General features: G+C 36.5%; 15 protein-coding genes. 11 read left to right on the plus strand and 4 right to left on the minus strand.

The genetic code is table 11. The annotated features are described in order from the left end of the window. Window positions 1-142: 142 nt before the first annotated feature. From lptE to groL, 5 genes are all read left to right on the plus strand, one after another. Complete coding sequence (gene lptE, locus JF259_RS08115) at window positions 143-649, plus strand: LPS assembly lipoprotein LptE (protein ID WP_199114815.1); 507 nt, start codon at window positions 143-145, stop codon at window positions 647-649. Between the two features lie 86 nt (window positions 650-735). Continuing rightward, window positions 736-1671, plus strand: coding sequence for a hypothetical protein (locus JF259_RS08120; RefSeq protein WP_199114816.1), 936 nt, complete (start codon window positions 736-738; stop codon window positions 1669-1671). Beyond that, window positions 1668-2021 (plus strand): preprotein translocase subunit SecG, encoded by a 354-nt coding sequence (gene secG / locus JF259_RS08125; protein WP_199114817.1) that lies wholly within the window; start codon window positions 1668-1670, stop codon window positions 2019-2021. Before JF259_RS08120 ends, secG begins: the two co-directional genes overlap by 4 nt. Before the next feature lie 151 nt (window positions 2022-2172). Next, entirely contained in the window at window positions 2173-2448 is a 276-nt protein-coding gene (locus JF259_RS08130; protein WP_199114818.1) for a co-chaperone GroES, read from the plus strand. 105 nt (window positions 2449-2553) lie between these two features. Beyond that, on the plus strand, window positions 2554-4188 hold the full coding sequence (gene groL, locus JF259_RS08135; RefSeq protein ID WP_199114819.1) for a chaperonin GroEL: 1635 nt from the start codon (window positions 2554-2556) through the stop codon (window positions 4186-4188). Window positions 4189-4319: 131 nt separating this feature from the next. Here the strand turns inward: groL and JF259_RS08140 are convergent, their stop codons facing one another. Next, the gene (locus tag JF259_RS08140) at window positions 4320-4916 is read right to left on the minus strand and encodes an RNA polymerase sigma factor (RefSeq protein ID WP_199114820.1); all 597 of its coding nucleotides are present in this window, start codon (window positions 4914-4916) and stop codon (window positions 4320-4322) included. Window positions 4917-5013: 97 nt separating this feature from the next. Here JF259_RS08140 and JF259_RS17760 point away from each other — a divergent pair, with 97 nt between their 5' ends. From JF259_RS17760 to JF259_RS08170, 6 genes are all read left to right on the plus strand, one after another. Then, on the plus strand, window positions 5014-6183 hold the full coding sequence (locus JF259_RS17760; protein WP_199114821.1) for a FecR family protein: 1170 nt from the start codon (window positions 5014-5016) through the stop codon (window positions 6181-6183). A gap of 175 nt (window positions 6184-6358) precedes the next feature. Then, window positions 6359-9820, plus strand: a complete 3462-nt coding sequence (locus JF259_RS08150) for a SusC/RagA family TonB-linked outer membrane protein (protein ID WP_199114822.1) — start codon at window positions 6359-6361, stop codon at window positions 9818-9820. Between the two features lie 11 nt (window positions 9821-9831). Then, entirely contained in the window at window positions 9832-11349 is a 1518-nt protein-coding gene (locus JF259_RS08155; RefSeq protein WP_199114823.1) for a SusD/RagB family nutrient-binding outer membrane lipoprotein, read from the plus strand. 23 nt (window positions 11350-11372) lie between these two features. After that, window positions 11373-13094, plus strand: coding sequence for a LamG domain-containing protein (locus JF259_RS08160; RefSeq protein ID WP_199114824.1), 1722 nt, complete (start codon window positions 11373-11375; stop codon window positions 13092-13094). A gap of 216 nt (window positions 13095-13310) precedes the next feature. Continuing rightward, window positions 13311-13973, plus strand: a complete 663-nt coding sequence (locus tag JF259_RS08165; RefSeq protein ID WP_199114825.1) for an MORN repeat-containing protein — start codon at window positions 13311-13313, stop codon at window positions 13971-13973. 44 nt (window positions 13974-14017) lie between these two features. After that, window positions 14018-15670: an alkaline phosphatase family protein gene (locus JF259_RS08170; RefSeq protein ID WP_199114826.1), complete on the plus strand. Its 1653-nt coding sequence runs from the start codon at window positions 14018-14020 to the stop codon at window positions 15668-15670. A 50-nt stretch (window positions 15671-15720) separates the two neighbouring features. On the opposite strand, the gene JF259_RS08175 is transcribed toward JF259_RS08170, so the two are convergent. The 3 genes from JF259_RS08175 to JF259_RS08185 are packed head-to-tail and all read right to left on the minus strand — an operon-like array spanning window position 15721 to window position 19691. Beyond that, window positions 15721-16416, minus strand: a complete 696-nt coding sequence (locus JF259_RS08175; protein WP_199114827.1) for a DUF6250 domain-containing protein — start codon at window positions 16414-16416, stop codon at window positions 15721-15723. A gap of 60 nt (window positions 16417-16476) precedes the next feature. Beyond that, on the minus strand, window positions 16477-18054 hold the full coding sequence (locus JF259_RS08180; RefSeq protein WP_199114828.1) for a sulfatase family protein: 1578 nt from the start codon (window positions 18052-18054) through the stop codon (window positions 16477-16479). Between the two features lie 53 nt (window positions 18055-18107). Next, window positions 18108-19691, minus strand: a complete 1584-nt coding sequence (locus JF259_RS08185; RefSeq protein WP_199114829.1) for a beta-N-acetylhexosaminidase — start codon at window positions 19689-19691, stop codon at window positions 18108-18110. Window positions 19692-19758: the final 67 nt, after the last annotated feature.

Here is a 19758-nt window from a genome sequence, read left to right on the forward strand (position 1 = left end):
ATTGTAGGACAGTATTCTTTAACAGTGAAACCACAACAATATAAAAGCACAATCGTTAAAAGGTCATACCACTAAAGTACTGTAGAAGTATAAATCAAAAGATTAGGCGCTATCCTAAATTAATTAACTAAACTTGAAACCTTTGAAACATATAAAACACTTTCTTTTACTCTTTACCTTAGCAACCGTAAGCGGTTGTGGTTTTTATTCATTTACAGGGGCATCAATCCCTCCCGGGACGGAAACCTTTCAGGTAAATCGTTTTGAAAATAATGCCTTATTGGTAGAACCAGGTTTAGAACGTGATTTTAAACTAGCACTAGAAGACTTATTGCAAAACCAAACCAATTTAAATTTGGTACCTTCCAATGGCGATTTAGTATATGAAGGTGAAATTACGGATTATAGAATATCACCAACCACAGCAACATCTCAAAATACTGCTGCCCAGAATAGGTTAACCATAGCTGTTAAAATTCGTTTTTTCAATAGAAAGAATGAGGAAGACGATTTGGAACAAACGTTTTCATTCTTTTACGACTATCCCGGAAGCTCTCAGCTTATAGGAGCACAAAAAACAACAGCCATTGAAGAGATTTTTGAGCGCATCACTCAAGATGTTTTTAATGCTACACTCGCAAAATGGTAAATTAAAGGAAATAATGTTATTTTATACTAAGGACAATCTGGTTGTATTTTTAAAACACTAACAAAATAATTAATTTGGCATAGCCAATGAACAATACCGATTTCACATACCTACTCCAACAACCACAGACTGCAGCCGAGCAGCAAACCGAAGCATTGAAATCGATCATTGACGAGTTTCCTTATTTTCAATCAGCCAGAGCCATTTACCTTAAATGTTTAAAAAACACTGAAAGTTTTAAATACAATCAAGAATTAAAAACAACCGCCGCCTACACAACGGATAGAAGTATTTTATTTGACTTTATAACTTCTGAAATATTTATTCAAAATGAAGTTTCAAATTTCATAAAACAAGGTGTAGAGCGCATAAAAGATATTGATGTTGACGTCGAAGACATTTCTGTCGACAAAAAGGTTAGCCTAGACGACACCTTAAGACAGCAAATAAAAGAAACCACGGGCGTATTGGATCCTGCACTTTTTCAACCAAAAGTTCCCCGTCCTACATTGTTAGAAGACATCTCCCCCTCTGTTGAACCTACTTCGGAGAACACTCCTTCTCAAGACGCTACCGCGTCAAAAGTTCTTAAACTTGGAAGTCCCTTACAGTTTAATAAAAATGAGTCCCATTCATTTAATGAATGGTTAAAACTAACCCGGTACAAGCCCATACAAAGATCTGAGGAAAATTCCAATAAAACTGTTAACCAAACACCTTCGAGTCAATTGGAAAAAGCTAAAAAGTTTGAGTTAATAGATAAATTTATCAGTAAGAACCCTAAAATAAACCCGACTAAAACCAGTCCGCCAAAAGGTAATCTGGCAAAGGCACAAATGATACAGCCAGAGGCACTAATGACCGAGACATTGGCTCGTATTTATTTAGAACAAAAAAACTATAAAAAGGCAATTCAATCTTATAAAATATTAAGTTTGAAATATCCAGAAAAAAGTAGTTTCTTTGCAATCCAAATTAAAGCAGTAGAACAATTACAAGAACAAAATAATAAAGAACAATGAGTACGTTTACAATATTTTTAGCATTAATTGTTGTCGTAGCATTTTTACTAATTGTAGTAATAATGGTTCAAAACCCTAAAGGTGGTGGATTATCATCTTCTTTCGGCGGTGGAGGCACCCAACAGTTAGGTGGTGTAAAAAAGACAACAGACTTTTTAGATAAAAGCACATGGACATTAGCAACACTTTTGCTAGTACTAATTCTTTTATCGAATGTTGCTATTAACAGAGGTGGTGAAAATGGCGATTCGAAAGCATTAGACCAAGATGCAACGACTGCACAACCTTTACCAAATACTCCTGCCCAATCGGCAAATGATGCTGCAACAGTTAATGATACAGTTCAATAAAAAAGTGTCAAAAAAATAACAAAAAATGCCAACTTACTTAAGTTGGCATTTTTTGTTTCTGCAAGTTTGTCAGTTCCCAACTATTGGCACACTTTTAGAATAATGCAAAGGCATTAAACATAAAATTTAATTAATTTAAATATCATAACAAATGAGCTTAAACATTAAACCATTAGCAGATAGAGTTCTTATCGAACCTGCTGCCGCTGAAACAAAAACAGCATCGGGAATTATCATTCCAGATAACGCTAAAGAAAAACCACAAAAAGGCACCGTTGTAGCTGCCGGAAAAGGCACAAAAGATGAGCCTATAACTGTACAGGTTGGTGATACTGTTTTATATGGTAAATATGCAGGAACAGAGCTTAAACTTGAGGGTAAAGATTATTTAATCATGCGCGAAAGCGACATATTAGCAATCGTATAACATTGCTAAAAGCTATAAGCCCCAGGCTTTTAGCTCCAACTAAAATTAATTATTAACATTTAGCCAATAGCTACACGCTAAAGGCAAAAAGCAAAACATATAAAAATGGCAAAAGACATTAAATTTGACATAGAAGCCCGCGACGGCTTAAAACGTGGTGTAGACGCATTAGCAAATGCGGTAAAAGTAACCTTGGGGCCTAAAGGACGTAACGTTATTATTGGAAAAAGCTTTGGTGCACCTCAAGTAACTAAAGATGGTGTTTCTGTAGCTAAAGAAATCGAGCTAGAGAACGAACTAGAAAATATGGGAGCACAAATGGTAAAAGAAGTTGCTTCTAAAACCAATGATTTAGCTGGTGATGGTACTACTACCGCAACAGTTCTAGCCCAAGCAATTGTAAAAGAAGGTTTAAAAAACGTTGCTGCGGGAGCTAACCCAATGGATTTAAAACGTGGAATTGATAAAGCGGTAGAAGCCATTACCAATGACCTTGAAAAGCAATCGCAAGAAGTAGGCAACTCTTCAGAGAAAATCAAGCAAGTAGCTGCTATTTCTGCAAATAATGACGATACAATTGGAGAATTAATTGCCCAAGCTTTTGGAAAAGTAGGCAAAGAAGGTGTTATTACTGTTGAAGAGGCAAAAGGCATGGACACCTATGTAGATGTAGTTGAAGGTATGCAATTTGACAGAGGGTATTTATCACCTTACTTTGTTACCGATGCAGATAAAATGATTGCCGATTTGGAAAATCCATACATTTTATTGTTCGATAAAAAAATCTCAAACCTACAAGAGATCCTTCCTATTTTAGAGCCAGTAGCACAGTCTGGTCGTCCGTTATTGATAATTGCCGAAGATGTTGATGGTCAAGCACTGGCTACTCTAGTAGTTAACAAATTACGCGGTGGTCTTAAGATAGCAGCTGTAAAAGCTCCTGGTTTTGGCGACAGACGTAAAGCTATGCTAGAGGACATTGCTATTTTAACAGGTGGTACTGTAATTTCTGAAGAAAGAGGATTTACTTTAGAAAATGCTGATTTAAGCATGTTAGGTACTGCAGAAACAGTAACTATAGATAAAGATAACACAACTATTGTTAATGGTTCTGGTGATGCTGAAGCTATCAAAAGTCGCGTAAACCAAATTAAATCCCAAATTGAAACCACTACGTCTGATTACGATAAAGAAAAACTTCAAGAACGTTTAGCTAAATTAGCTGGAGGTGTAGCCGTACTTTATGTAGGAGCTGCAAGTGAAGTGGAGATGAAAGAAAAGAAAGACCGTGTTGATGATGCGCTTCACGCTACAAGAGCTGCCGTAGAAGAAGGTATAGTTTCTGGTGGAGGTGTTGCTTTAGTAAGAGCAAAATCGGTATTAGAAAATATAACTACCGAAAATATAGACGAAGTAACTGGCATTCAAATTGTGGCACGTGCAATTGAGTCTCCTTTACGTACTATCGTAGAAAATGCAGGTGGCGAAGGCAGTGTGGTAGTTGCTAAAGTAATGGAAGGTGAAGGTTCTTTTGGTTACGATGCTAAATCCGAAACTTATGTAGATATGCTAAAAGCAGGTATTATCGACCCTAAAAAGGTAACACGTATCGCTTTAGAAAATGCAGCTTCTGTTGCTGGTATGATCCTTACAACAGAGTGTGCCTTAGTAGACATTAAGGAAGATGCACCAGCTATGCCTCCAATGGGTGGCGGTGGCGGTATGCCAGGCATGATGTAATACCAAACCTTAAATAAATTAAAAGGCGCTTCAATCTTGACGATTGAAGCGCTTTTTTTTACACGCTAAATATTACTCTATAACATTCCAAACTATTTATAAAAATATTTGGAACAACATTTTTCTTCTGTTTAAAATGACTCCCTGATACCCTTAAAAAAATTAACAAATAGCAACAAATTGGTTTTATTGAACTTAACATCTTTCTTAATTATCGAATAGGCCTTACACATTTGGGCATGAACCGTCTTTGTAGAGATATTGAGACTTTCTGCAATTTCAACATATTTCATGTTATCGTACTTGCACATATTAAATATTTTTTTGCACTTTGGAGGCAACTTCTCAATAGCAACCTTAACTTGCTTAACACGTTCTCTATTAACCGCATCATCCTCTTGAATTGTTTCTAAAATTCGCTTATACCGCCATTCTTCCAATACAACTTGTTCCCGTTTCATTTTACGGTATTTATCAATATAAGTATTATATGCAGCAGTATATAAATATCCCTTTATGGAATATCGGGGATCAATCTTTTTTCTTGAATCCCATAATTTTATAAACGTGTCCTGAAGAATATCGTCTGTTTGAGAGCTATCTTTTGTAAAGCCATTAATAAAAATTTTCAGGCCTTCAACTTGTAGTTCATATAGCGCTCTAAAGGCCTTTTCATCCCCATTTTTAACAGCCTTAACAAGATCAGTTATTTCTTTTTTAGCCCCCATTAATTTGTTTGCGGTAAATGTATGTAAAAAAAAAAGAAAAAAAATAGTAGGCATTATTTAAAATGCGATCGTAATAGATAATATAAAGTAAACTTTTGTGAAAAAAAGAATAGAACATTTAATCTTCAAGCATTTTGACGAGCACCTTACGGATGAGGAAGCAAAAGAGCTCGTAGAGTGGATTGAAAATGGAAATCGTGAAAAATTCGACGCCTATACAGATTTAAATTTTTCAATTGAAAGTACAAAAAACGAAAAACATAGAGGTAATCCCTCATTATGGCAAAACATAACATCTGTCATAAACAATCCTAGACCAAAAGTAAAAAGTCTGCACTATTGGCGCTACATAGCAGCTGCCTCTGTCGTATTATTAGTTGCAGCAACTTTTTTAACAGATAAAACACCACCTCCAGCAATAGTAACTCCTACAAATCCGGATATCAACAAGAACATACTTATTGGTAGCGACAAAGCTACATTAACATTGGAAGATGGCTCTTCCATTGTTTTGGAAAAAGGAAAAAACTACACAACAGATAATATTAAGAGTAACGGTGAAAAAGTTACTTACAAATCTACCGGCAGCGACAAGGGAAACACAACTAAGGTTAGTTATAATTATTTAACAGTACCCAGGGGCGGTCAATTTTTTATAGAACTAGAAGACGGCACTTTAGTTTGGCTAAATTCCGAATCGCAGTTAAAATACCCAACCGTTTTTTTAACTGGAAAACCTCGTGAAGTTGAATTAATATACGGCGAAGCTTATTTTGATGTTTCTCCAAGCACAGAGCATCAGGGTGCTATATTTAAAGTACACACGAATGAACAGGAAGTAGAAGTCTTAGGCACAGAGTTTAACATTAAAGCTTACCAAGACGAAACTTTTATCTATACTACTCTGGTTGAAGGCAAAGTTCTTTTAGATAATAAAATCCAAAAGGAATTCCTAAACCCCAATCAACAGTTGGTTTTAAATAAAGAAACCAAGAACACTGTAATTAAGGAAGTAGATGTTAATTACGAAGTCTCATGGAAGGATGGCATATTTAGTTTTAAGAGTAAACCTTTAAAAGACATCATGAAAGTTCTATCGCGGTGGTACGATGTGGATTTTACGTTCTTAAACCCAAAACTTGAAACAATAAAATATATAGGGGCTTTAAACAAAGACCAAGAATTAGAAGAAATTTTATCAATTATTAAAAACACAAACTTTATAAATGCCTATGAAATAAAAGAAAATACAATACTTATAAAATAACGGAAAGTAAAAGGGAGCAAAGTTTTCGACTGTCCAAGGTAAAAACACTTTATCCCCCTTTTTAGAATTATTAACCAATTAATAAACTAGTATTAACCAACTAATAACATGCAAATTTATGGAAATTAAATCAACTAACGTTCTTTTTAATTTTAAAAAGAAACTCCTGTTAATCATGATGAGATCATTAATATTCCTATTCTGTAGTATGCTATTTAGCTTTACTCCAAACAATATTTTATCTCAAAACACAAAAATTATAATTGAAGCAGATAAAGTCTTGACGGTAGACGAAGTTTTTGAGCTTATAATGGACCAAACCAGCTTTAACTTCATTTATCAAGAAGACATGTTCAAGGATTTCCCAAAAGTACCTTTAAAAAAGGGCGTTATTGGCGCAAATCAGCTTTTACAAAAAAGCCTCGTTGACAAAGTATTCGATTTTAAATTTACCGATAGCAATACTATTGTATTAAAAGAGAAAAAACTAGAGCCTGTCGCGAATAATGAAGAAGAGCAACAAAATAACATTACGGGTACCGTTACCGACAATAGCGGTATGCCCTTGCCTGGCGTTAATATCATTAAGGCAGGAACATCTATAGGTACGCAAACCGATTTTGATGGTAATTATTCTATTCAGGCTAATGCAGGAGATGTTCTTGAGTTTTCGTATGTAGGCATGAAAACCCTACGGATTACCGTAGGTGATGATGACCAAATTAATGTAATCCTTAAAGAGGATGCCGCTAAACTAGAAGAAGTTGTAGTAACGGCTCTTGGTATTAAAAAAGAAAAAAAACGTATTGGGTATGCTACTCAAGAAGTTAAGGGAGAGGCCTTACAAAAAGTACAGACTGCCAATGTAGTAGAATCTTTAGCAGGTAAAGTAGCAGGAGTTACCATAGTTAATAATAGTGGGAACTTTTTTGGTGACCCTAAAGTGTTTTTGAGAGGAGAAAGACCGTTAATAGTAGTAAATGGAGTACCGCAACCTCAAAGTGATTTTTGGAACTTAAGTTCAGACGATATAGAGAATATCAATGTGCTAAAGGGTGGTGCAGCATCTGCGCTATACGGAGCTTTGGGTAAGAATGGAGCGATACAAATCACTATGAAATCTGGTAAAGGACAACAAGGAACAACAATTTCGTTTAACAGTTCAACAACGTTTCAGGCTGGTTTTCTCAGTATTCCAAAAGCACAAACACAATATGGCCCAGGTAATACGGGGCGCTACAGATTTGGAGGCGGACTTGCTGGCGGTGACGGCTTAACAGAAGGAGGACCAGTCAATGACTTCGATTATTCCATTTGGGGACCAAAATTTAACGGGCAGTTAATAGAACAGTACGATTCACCAATCGACCCTGTAACGGGTTATCGTATTCCTACACCTTGGGTATCCAGAGGTGAAGATAATTTAAGAAACTTTATAGAAACTGGATTAATTACATCGAATAACTTAACTATAACTTCGGGGTCAGATAAAGGAAGTTTTGTCGTTTCCAATACTTACAAATATGCAGAAGGACAAATTCCTGGGCAACGTCTAGACATCAACACCTTACGATTATCTGGCAATTTAAATGTGTCTGACGCAGTGTCTGTAGAAGCCTCTTTACAATATAACTATCAATATGCCGATAATAGAATCAGACCAAACTACGGACCAAGCTCTCCTATCTATTTATTATCACTTTGGGGTGGAGCACATTTTGATGTTAGGGATTTTAAGCATGTTTGGAAACCAGGTAAAGAAGGGATAGAGCAAGACTTCGTGGAAAACTGGCGATATAATAACCCCTATGCACTGGCTTACGCATGGAAACGCCCATGGACAAAAAATGACATTTTAACATTTGCTAAAGTAAACTTTAAAATTTCAGATCATTTAAGTGCTTATGTGCGTACCACTTTAAACTCTTACAACCTGGTTGATAACGAAGAGATTTCTAAAGGAATTTACGATTATTCAATTCCTGACAGAAATGGAAGATTTAGATATAGTAACAGACGCTTTTTCGAAAACAACACCGATTTTTTAATTACTTACAATAACAAGTTTTTTGGAGATGAATTTGAAGTTACAGCTAACATAGGGGGTAACCAACGTTTTGGCAGGGATGAGTTTGAGAGCGCTTCTACAACACAATTGATTATTCCAGAAGTGTTTACGTTAAGCAATTCTGTAGATCAGGTAACACCTAATAGTTCTAAATATGAAAAAGGGGTGTATAGTGCTTATACATCGGTAGATTTAGCATATCAAGATTGGTTATATTTTGGTTTTACAGGTAGAATTGACAACTCATCTACTTTAGTTCCTGGTAACGACAGTTTCTTTTACCCATCGGTATACACCAGTTTTGTGGCTAGTGAATTATTCGATCTTCCAGAAGTGATTAGCTTTTTAAAGCTTAGAAGTTCTTGGTCGAAAGTTGGGGATGATTACTTATTTGGTGGCAACATCAGCAACACCTATGAGGCTTTTAATTCGTATGGTAGAGGTAGAACAAGAAATGTTCCTACTGCTAATTTTCCAGGGCTTTTAGAAAACCCACTTTTAGAGCCTTCATTCAATACAGCAATGGAAGTAGGTGTCGAAATGAAACTGTTTAATGGTCGTTTTGGAATTGATTTTTCATATTTTGAAAACACTAACGGTCCTGCTATATATAGTCAAGATTTTTCTCTGGCATCGGGCTGGAATGGTATCCGATTTAATGGTAGGGAAACCCAGCGTAGGGGAATGGATTTTTCTATAACAGGTACGCCTATACAAACAGCTGATTTTAAATGGACCAGTATGTTTAACTTCGCAAAGTTTAAAGACTATCTAACCAAACTCCCCCCATTACCAGACGGTACACCTGTTCTAAATGAGGGTAATACTAAAGTTGGTGATGAGCTAGGCCATTACTGGTACCCTGTATGGGAACGTGTTCCCGACGGAGAGTATGCTGGACAGCATATTATAAATGCAGACGGAAGAGCTCGCATAACACCATACAATGTAGACACTGGAGCTGAAAACCCTGATTTTGAAGCCAGTATAAATAACACATTTACTTATAAAAACTTTACACTAAACTTTTTATTAGCTGGACGTTTTGGCGGTATTACACAAGACGAATATGATTATGATTTATGGAGAACGGGCTCTCATCCAGATGCTGTACATCCAGAAAGGGAACTCTCTAATATCGCTTATGTAAACGGTACAGATCCCAGAACCATGCAAATACCAGGTGTGGCTATTGTTTCTGGAGATGTAACCTATGATGATTTTGGTAATATTTTAGAAGACACAAGGGTATTTGAGCCCAGTACATACAAACTAGATTACCAAACTTGGGCATCTCGCTATGCAGGCGCATGGCAAAACCTAATTAAAGAAAGAACGTTCTTAAAATTAAGGGAAGTATCTATAAGTTATAATTTCCCAAAATCCATATTAGATAAAACATTCATGAAAACGGCTTCAATATCGATTATTGGAAGGGATTTGTGGTATTGGTCTAAAGATAAATCTTACATCGATTTTGACGCATGGACCTATGACAGTGATAGAGATGTTGATCTGCAACTGCCAACACCAAGATCTTTTGGATTTAATTTAAACTTCACATTTTAAAACTAGTAGTCATGAAGAAAAAAACAATATTAAAAATAGCCGTTTGTTTTTGTTTATTTGGAACAATGCTTAGTTGCTTGGATGATTTTGATGAATTGAGAGAGAACCCCAACGCACCAAGATCGGTACCAGCAAGTTTAATTTTCACAAACTTAACACCCCAACCTACACCATCTTTTACTGGAACTTATGAGGACATGCAATACCATACATGGATTGCTACTGATAACACCAGTGTTCCTGGTTTTACCAACGTTATTGGTGGAGACTTTGGAAACTATGCGAGTTTAAGAAATGTAGACAAAATGGTTGAAGAAGCCGAAAAAACGAATAGCCAAGAGTATATTATATTGGCTAAGTTTTATCGGGCTCGATTTTACTTAGAAATGACCCGGCGCATGGGAGATATACCATTTTCTGAATCTTTAAAAGGTGTAGATAATCCACAACCAAAATATGATTCTCAAAAATCAGTATATATCCAATGTTTAAAATGGCTAGACGAAGCAAATACAGAGTTGGGAGACTTTATAGCTACCAATCCTGCTGCGACCTTAGATGGTGATTTGTATTTTAATGGCAATTTAAAACAATGGCAAAAGCTAATTAACGTATATACACTTAGAATATTAGTCTCTTTAAGCAAAAAAGCCAATGATAGTGACGTTAATGTGCAAGGACGTTTTGCGGCTATAATTGGAAACCCTAGTAAGTATCCATTAATGACAGGGCTTTCAGATAACGCTATGTTTGAGTATAGTGGTGAAGAAGGCTTTAAACAAAGTTACCAGCCCGAACAGGCGGTTTATAAGGATGCTGTGGTTTATGCCAGTACATACATAGATTTATTAAAAGGTAAAGAAGACCCTCGTTTAATGGTGGTTGCAGACCCTACAAAAGATGCCTTAGATGAAGGAGCCGATGAGGCTACGGTTAGGGCTGATTTTGATTCTTATGAAGGTGCAGATATTTCTGCTGCAGGGTCAGAGAGCTCTTCAAGAAAACTAGACGGCGATTTTTCGTTTCCAAACGAAGATAAGTATTGGAATTTTGTTGGGCAACCTGGAATTTGGATGAGCTATTGGGAACAAGAGTTCTGTATTGCGGAAGCAGCCCATCGGGGTTGGATCTCTGCAAATGCTGCCGATCATTATAATAATGCCATTACAGCTTCTATGGAATGGTATGGGGTTGAATCTGATAAGATTGCAGATTACATTGCCAATAGGCAGCCTTATATTACTGGTGATGCTGGGTTAACACGATTATTAGAACAAAAATACATTGCCTTTGCCGAAAATTCAGGCAAAGAATCTCTTTTTACCTATCGCAGAACGGGAGTCCCCAATTTTATATTTTCAAGTTTTAATGGTTTAGACCCTAGCTTAGGTGAAAAGTACCCGGTACGTGGATCTTATCCTTCATCAGAGCGTGATAATAATTTTTCGAATTATAATGCGGCTTTAATTTCCCAATTTGGTTCAGAAAACAATGATGTAGACCAAGTAATTTGGTTGTTGCAAGATTAATTTTAATTAAAACAAACGTTATAATGAAAAACATATATTTATTAAAGCATATTAAAAATATAGCATTCTTATTGTTTGGAGCACTACTCCTTGTTATAAGTGGGTGTAATGAGGATGAGCAAGGGTTTACGGACGATAGATATTTAACTAATTTTGAATATTATATAGACCATACAAATCCTTTAACAGGAGTGGCATATACCGAAGAAGAGTTAGCAGCAAAAACTTACGACCCAAGGGAATATGAAGAATATGCCGAAGGACAACCCGTAGAGCTAACCTTAGTATCTAAGAAAATGCCATCGTCGGTTAAAATCCTTTTAGGAACCGATTTCTCGGAGATTTCTAGTTTAACAAGTTTTTCTCAAGATGGGGAATGGTATAAATCAGAAAATTTTTCTTCAAGTTTAGAGAATTTAGGACTACTAGAAATAGGAGACAAAACAACCCTTGCAGTTAGGATTGAATTCACCGATGGTTCTATAGGAGCGGTAGATTTTAGAATTAAACGCGTTAAGTTTTTCGACCCTAATGCTATTATAGATACATTCGTATACTTAAAAAAGAGCACAGGAGAAACCATACCACTTCGAATCGACGAAAATGTAACATCTAGAACACCTAATGCACAATATGGAAATATTGTAGAATTTGATGGTGCTTCAAATAAAGTGGAGGTTACCGATAATGCAGCTATTGCTTTTAGACATGATAGTGATTATTCTATAGGTTTCTATGTGAATACCACTTCTACGGATAGTGATCCCGTAATGGTAGGCGATCAGGATTGGGGTAGTTCTTATAATCCCGGTCTAACCATTGCCCATCGTGGAGATAATTGGCGTGTAGCCAGAGCTGATGGCACTAATAGAGCCGATATTAATCATACTGGAGCGTATAATGATGGTGATTGGCACTTTTTGATGGTAACTTTTGACAGAGATGGTAGCATGACCATGTATCAAGATGGTGTTTCAGTAGCAAGCGCAGATATGTCAACTGTTGGTGGAGCTGATAGCGGTGCTAACTTGTTTATTGGACAAGACGGCACAGGTAACTACGGACAGTATTTTGAAGGAAAAATAGGCAATGTTTATATTTATGACTACGCATTGACTGCCGATCAAGTAGCAGGTATTTCCACTCCATTAACTGGAGTTCAGTTAAAAACACAGGATGGTGTAATAAAGAATGTAAACGTTACCAACTCTGGAGCAACAGAAACCTTTGAGGAGAACAGGTTTACCTATGAATTTGAAGGCGGAACAAATGTAACCATATTAGATCCTCTTGATTTTGTGGCTAGTGATGACTTTAGTTTTTCATTTTGGACAAAGTATACCGATATGTCTAGTGATCCTTGTTTTATGGGGAATAAAGATTGGGGAAGTGGAGGAAACCCCGGATTTTGTGTATACTATGGTAGTGGTAAAGTTGGGTTAAATACAGCCGGGAGTGATTCTTCAACGCGATCTGACGCTTTATCAACAAATGCGGCTAACGATGATGCATGGCATTTGGTTGCAGTTACCTTAGACAGAGATGGTGTAGCAACAATATATATTGATGGTAAATCTGAAGGAACTGTTAATATATCTACCGTAGACGACCTTACAACTGGAATGCCTTGGCGTATTGGAAATGAAGGTACTGGTAGCTATACCGATTGGATTGGTAAGATAGCTGATGTTGTGATTTACGATTATGTTTTAGCAGAGGATGATATCAAAAAACTAATAAATTAATAAATACGTTGAGTTTGAGTTAGTTTTAAGAGGAGTGTATTGAGTTATTATACTCCTCTTATTTTTTTGGTGTCACAAATTTTGTGTTATGAAATACCCATTAACAAAAAGTTGCAAACCCAACCGAAATCGAAGATTCACGAACACCTTTGAAAAACGATTATTAACGATGTGAATAATTACATCTGCCCCATGAAAATCAATAAATATAAACAGATGAAACATGCTTTTTTTATAATATCATTTTTTTTATTTGGGTCATCTCTTGTTTTTTCCCAATCTGGTTGTAAAATTAAATTAGAAGCAATAAGCTCTGACTATACTGGCGATTGTAAAAATGGCTACGCCCACGGTATAGGAGTGGCCAAAGGGAAAGAAGACAGCTATTCTGGAGCCTTTAAAAAAGGCTTTCCCCATGGTCTGGGCAATTACAATTGGGGAAATGGAAATACCTATAAAGGCCAGTTTAATAAAGGTAAAATGGACGGACAAGGTGCATTGACCATTAAAAAAACTGATGGCTCCGAAGAGCTAAAAAAAGGTTATTTTAAAAATAACGAATACATCGGCTTATATAAATATCCCTATCTAGTAAGGTCTAAAAGGGAAATAAGAAGCGTTGTTCTCCAAGAAGATCCAAGCAAACTACATGGCGATTTATATCGCATTACTATTAAAGTTAAAAGTGGCGGTATAAATGTAACACCTCACATTATGGTAACCGATGAAAATGGTACCAATTACAGTAATGGCGTCATGCAAAATGTAATGTACCCTTGCAAAAAAATTGAAATATCCTTTAACCATGAAAGCTATTCCTGTCGGATCATGTTAGATGTCTATAAAAAAGGAAATTGGATTGTAGAGATTACAATTTAAAGTAGTTTAGGTAAAAATATCAATTAAAAAATAAACAAATTGAGATGAAGAAATGGATTAATTTAAAACTAGTGCTACTAGTACTAACTGTTATAAACTGTAGCAAGGCTAGTAGTGACGATACAGGTGTTCCTGTAGATCCGCCCGAATCAAAAACACAAAAGAAAGTCTTGTTAATTGGCATTGACGGTTGCAGACCAGATGCGCTAACAGAAGCAAGCACCCCCAACCTAGATGCCTTAATGGCTAATGGCACCTTTTCATTAGATGCCAGGAATACAAAGACCACCTCAAGTGGGCCTGGTTGGTCTGCTATGCTAACAGGAGTATGGGAAGGCAAACATGGCGTAACCGATAATTCCTTTAATGGTGCCAATTTTTCTAATTACCCACACTTCTTTAAATACATAGAAGAAAACAACACGGCCAACCGAACCGTATCCATTTCGCAATGGCACCCTATAAACAATAACATTGTACTTAACCATGCAGATGTTACTATTAATACACAAGACTTAACTTCGGACGTAAAAAACAAAGCCATTGCCGAACTGGCATCAGACGACTTAACAGCTTTATTTGTTCATTTTGACGATGTAGATCACGCAGGTCACAGCACTGGATTCAGTCCTACAAACCCTAATTATTTAAATGCGATAGAAACCGTAGATAATGCCATAGGAAGTGTTATATCGGCTTTAAAAACACGTTCTAATTACAGTAAAGAAGATTGGCTCATACTTGTAAGTACCGATCATGGCGGGATAGGAACCAGCCACGGCGGAAACAGTGAAGAAGAACGTACCATATTTGTAATTGCAAGCGGCGATGCCATACCTCAAAAAGAAATTGTTAAAACGACAACACAATCAACAATCCCCCCTGCCGAAAACTGTTTAGAAAGCACAACAGAACTTTGGTTTGATGGCAGCTCAAATATTACAATACCAAATAACACCGCACATAGTTTTGGAAATTCTCAAGATTTTTCAATTGAATGTCGCTTTAGATCGAATGCCCCTAATGATGTAAGCATTCTTGCAAAAAAAGATTGGGATAGCGGCTTATTCCCTGGTTATGTATTTTCATTTAAACCAAGCTCCAGAAAGTTTAAAGTAAATATAGGCGATGGCACTAATAGAGTAGATGTTGAAACTGAAGAGATAACAGACAACAAATGGCACACAATAAGTGCTACATTCGACCGCGACGGTATGCTTCATGTATATGTGGATGGCGCTTTAAAAAACAGTGCTTCTATCTCTAATATTAACAATATAGACAACACACTACCATTTACCATAGGTACCGATGGAAACGGAGCCTACGGATATACTGGTTATATTTCCGAAGTTAGGATTTTCAATACACTTTTAAGTGCTGATGACATTGATAATTGGAAATGTAAAGTTTTAGATAACACCCATGCCAAATACGCTAATTTACAAGGGCATTGGAAGTTAACAGAAGGTACAGGTACCTTAATTAGTGATGTTAGTCCCAACTTAGCTCATGGTACATTAACCGGAGGTATTTGGAAAGACGCAACTGTAAGCGAAATTATAGATACTTACAATTATGATAATACTCCCAGAACGGTCGATGTTGCCGTAACAGCTTTAAGTCACTTGTGTATTCCTATTATACTCGAATGGGGTTTAGAAGGAAGCACGATTATCGATTCAAATTGTGACTAATAAATGTAATGTTTATTCAATTTTCTGATTTAAGGTCGAGCCCAAGTAATTTATAATTGAGATACCCTGAAATTCTCTATTTTCATATGATTGTTAACCGTTCTGAATCCAAAATACCCCTTTAAATAGGGGTTTGGGTCATTTATTTCAAAAATAATTGTACCATCCCTTTTGTAGATTGTATGGTAACCATCAATTAAAATTTCGATATGCATTTTTTTATTGGCCGTGATCATATATTTTTTATCGGACAAATCATGTTCGGACAATAAGGGTCGATTTACATTCCCATTATACCTTCTAAACCTTGTTTTGCTGTTATTATGTCCACCATATCCAACATAGTATAACTTCAAATGATGATAATTAGGAAAATGACCTGCACGCTGTTTTGATTCTTTAAAAAAATTGTCCGGATGCTTAGGGTCGTTAGCCATCCAAAAGCAATTCAAATCTGACACCCTATCACATGGGCCTCCATTGTCAATAACGGTAACATCATAAGTAATTTTAATACTGGTTTCTAATTTGTTTTTAAACCATACAGTACATCCCTTGGCATCGATAATTTCCATAAAATCACCATTGAAGATTACTTTCCCTCCGGGTTGTTGCTCTATAATCCAATTATCTTCCTGTAAAACATTTTCATACGTTATGCGCTCTTGTGCATAGCCATAATTTAATACTAAAGAAAATGTGATAAAGAAAGTTAGTACTAAACAAAACTTTATTTTAAGAAGCATTTTTCTGAAATTTAATTTAATCTTTATCTCTCCTTTCATGATTTAACAAAAAACTTATTGTTATTCAACTTTAGGTTTAAACATAGTAAAACTTAAACCTTTTCTAGCCTCCATTAATGCCGCCCGCAATGCTTCTGTTTTTTCGGGGTAATCTTTTGCGATATTATTTTGCTCTTCAGGATCCTCCTCCAAATTGTACAACTGCGGAGCAACTTCAAAGCCAGTTTCAATAATTGGTCCCCAGGGAACCAGCTTAGGCCCCTCCAAGGGTTCAATATATTTCCAATGTCCTTTTATGTAAGACAATGGCCCTGCAAAACTTTCTTGAATCAAGGTTTCTCTACCTTTCTTATCATCTCCCCTTAAAGTAGCCAACTGATCTTGACTATCTATATTCTTATACCCCGAAATATCTACACCTGCAAGTTTGCCCAGCGATTTAAAAAAATCGATTTGACTAAACATGGCTTTGGAAACCATTCCTTTTGCTTTTCCATCTGGCCATTTAACGATCAACGGTATTTTGGAACCACCTTCAAGAGCACTGTATTTACCACCTCGTAAATTTCCAGCTGGTTTATGCCCTCCAAGAAGTTCACGCGCTTGGTCATGATAACCATCATCCACTACTGGACCATTATCACTCGAAAAAATGATAACAGTTTTTCCCAATAGGTTTTGTGATTTTAATTGGGAAACAATTTGCTTTACGGTCCAATCTAATTGTAAAATAACATCGCCTCTTGGCCCCATGCCACTTTTCCCTTGGAACATAGCATTTGCTACTCGCGGTACATGTATGTCATGTGTTGAAAGGAAAAGAAAGAAAGGCGCCTCTTTGTTGGTATTTATAAAATCAACCGATTTTTTCACTAATTCCTGGGCTATGGTCTCATCGTCCCAAAGTGCCGCTTTTCCACCTTCCATAAACCCTATACGACTAATGCCATTTACAATAGTATTAGCATGGCCTTGTGACGGTTTTACTTTTAATAATTCAGGGTTTTCAGAACCTGTTGGCCAGTTTCCTATCTTTTCTTTGTAGTTTACTTGAATAGGGTCGGAAGGGTCCAGATTTACAATATTGTGGTTTTCTACATAAACACAGGGCACCCTATCACCCGTTGCTGGAATGAGGAACGAATAATCAAAACCTATCTCTAGTGGTCCTGGTTTAATATCACCATTCCAATCGGGACCTTCCTTACCTCCTAGGCCCAAATGCCATTTCCCTACAACGCCTGTTTTATAACCTACAGACTGCAATATGGAAGCTAACGTAGGTTTTGATGTATCAAATAAAAGCGGTTGATCACCAGACGCAATGCTGTTGCCTTTTTGTCTCCATGCATAAACACCCGTTAATAAAGAATATCGTGATGGCGTACAAGTTGCCGCCGTGGCATAGGCATTGCTAAAGGTAATACCTTCTTTAGCAAGCGCATCGATTGCCGGGGTTTGAATGGCTGTTGCACCATAGGCACTTACATCTCCATAACCAAGATCGTCGGCATAAATCATGACAATATTAGGCTTCTTTAGTGCTTTTGAAAGTTTCTCTTTTTCGGAGGATGTATTTTTACATCCTATAACCGTTAATATTAAAAAAGGGAGTACTATTGAGTAACTTCTAATCATTTTTATCGTTTTTAATATATTATTTTATGTGATAATTGCAGCTATATAAAAGATTAATCCCATTTATAACCCTCAGGTACTTCTTCTAATAGTGCTGGTCCATAATCTATACCCAATGCTGTTAACAACGGATATTTTTGTTTGACTTTACCATAAAATGTTTCAAAATCCAACCTTGCTCCTTTATGCCACATTTGCTCTGCCAATGAAAATAATCGAGGAAACACACGTTGATCTATCATATGTTCCAAGACATACCAATCTGTCCAAATGCAAGCGCCCATACCTAATACCAATTCATCTGGGTTTTCTAAATCGCTAGTGTTATCTTCATAGGTCTTTTTTATATCGAATGTTCTATTCTCTTTATATCTAGACCAAGGCACCAAGGGAAAATTAAGGTAGGTATACTGATTGGTGTTACAAATTACGGGATGCCCTCTTTTAATAGCATTCTTTAAAGCTAAGTCTCCATGCCCTCTGGAATTCCACCATTGAATAACTACATTATCAGGTAGTATAGTGCCTTCATTATAAACCACATCACCCCAAAAAATAACTTTTTTCCCTTTTGTTTTCATATAATTAGCCAAACGGGATGAAAAATAAAGCTGAAGATCGTGTGAATCGTTTAAATGTTCTTCTTCTATCTTTTTTAAACAGTTTGGACATTTGTCCCAATTTGCTTTTGGGGCTTCGTCACCACCTAGGTGGATGTATTTAGAGGGGAATAATTCGCTAACCTCATCGAGTATATCTTCAATAAAGGCATAAGTGCTTTCTTTTCCTCCACAGAATAAATTTGGAGAAAAGCCCATAACGGTTTCCGGAGCTTTGCCAAAGCATGTCATTTCTGGATAGGCTATCAAAGCCGCTTCAGAATGGCCAGGCACATCTATTTCGGGAACGACCATGATATGTAGTTTTTTGGCATAGGCAACAATATCGCGTATCTCGTCTTGGGTATAATAACCTTGTTGCTCTTTGCCTGTTGCCACTTTCGATCCTACTTCAGCAAGTTTTGGGTATTTTTTGATTTCAATACGCCATCCTTGACCCTCTGTAAGATGCCAATGGAACACGTTTATCTTCATCATGGCCATATAATCTAAATAACGCTTGATGAACTGCGGTGTTTGGTATTGCCTGCCCGAATCGATCATAAAGCTTCTCCAACTGTATTTTGGCTGGTCGATAATTTCAGTTCCATCAATTGTAAAGTCTTTTAAGTTAAAGGCTTTTCCGGTCTGCACTTCCACTGGCAATAATTGGAAGAAGCTTTGTATCCCGTAAAAGATTCCAGCATCAGTACTAGAAGATATGCTTATACCAGCTTTATCCACTTGTAGCCCATAGCCTTCTTCCCCAAAACGCTCTATGTCTCCTTTACACTTCAATACGATGTCTCCTATATTTGATTGCTCTTTTTCTATGTGAACATATTTACCTAACTTTTCCTCCAACCATAAGGCAGATTGTAAACAATTGCCATCATATGCCAACTTCAGGGAAGCTTTAAATTCAAATCTTGAACCCAAGGGCTTTATCCCCATTGGTGTTGGTAAAATAGTCTGGGCTAAAGATGTGTTTAGACAACATAAAGAAAGGGTGATGAGGTAAATTGCTTTTAATTTCATAAAATATTCGTGATTTTATTATAAACTTGAGTTTCTATTATTACGCTTAAAATCTATTATTTAAAAT

This window comes from Snuella sedimenti (genome assembly GCF_016428595.1).
Classification (GTDB): domain Bacteria; phylum Bacteroidota; class Bacteroidia; order Flavobacteriales; family Flavobacteriaceae; genus Snuella; species Snuella sedimenti.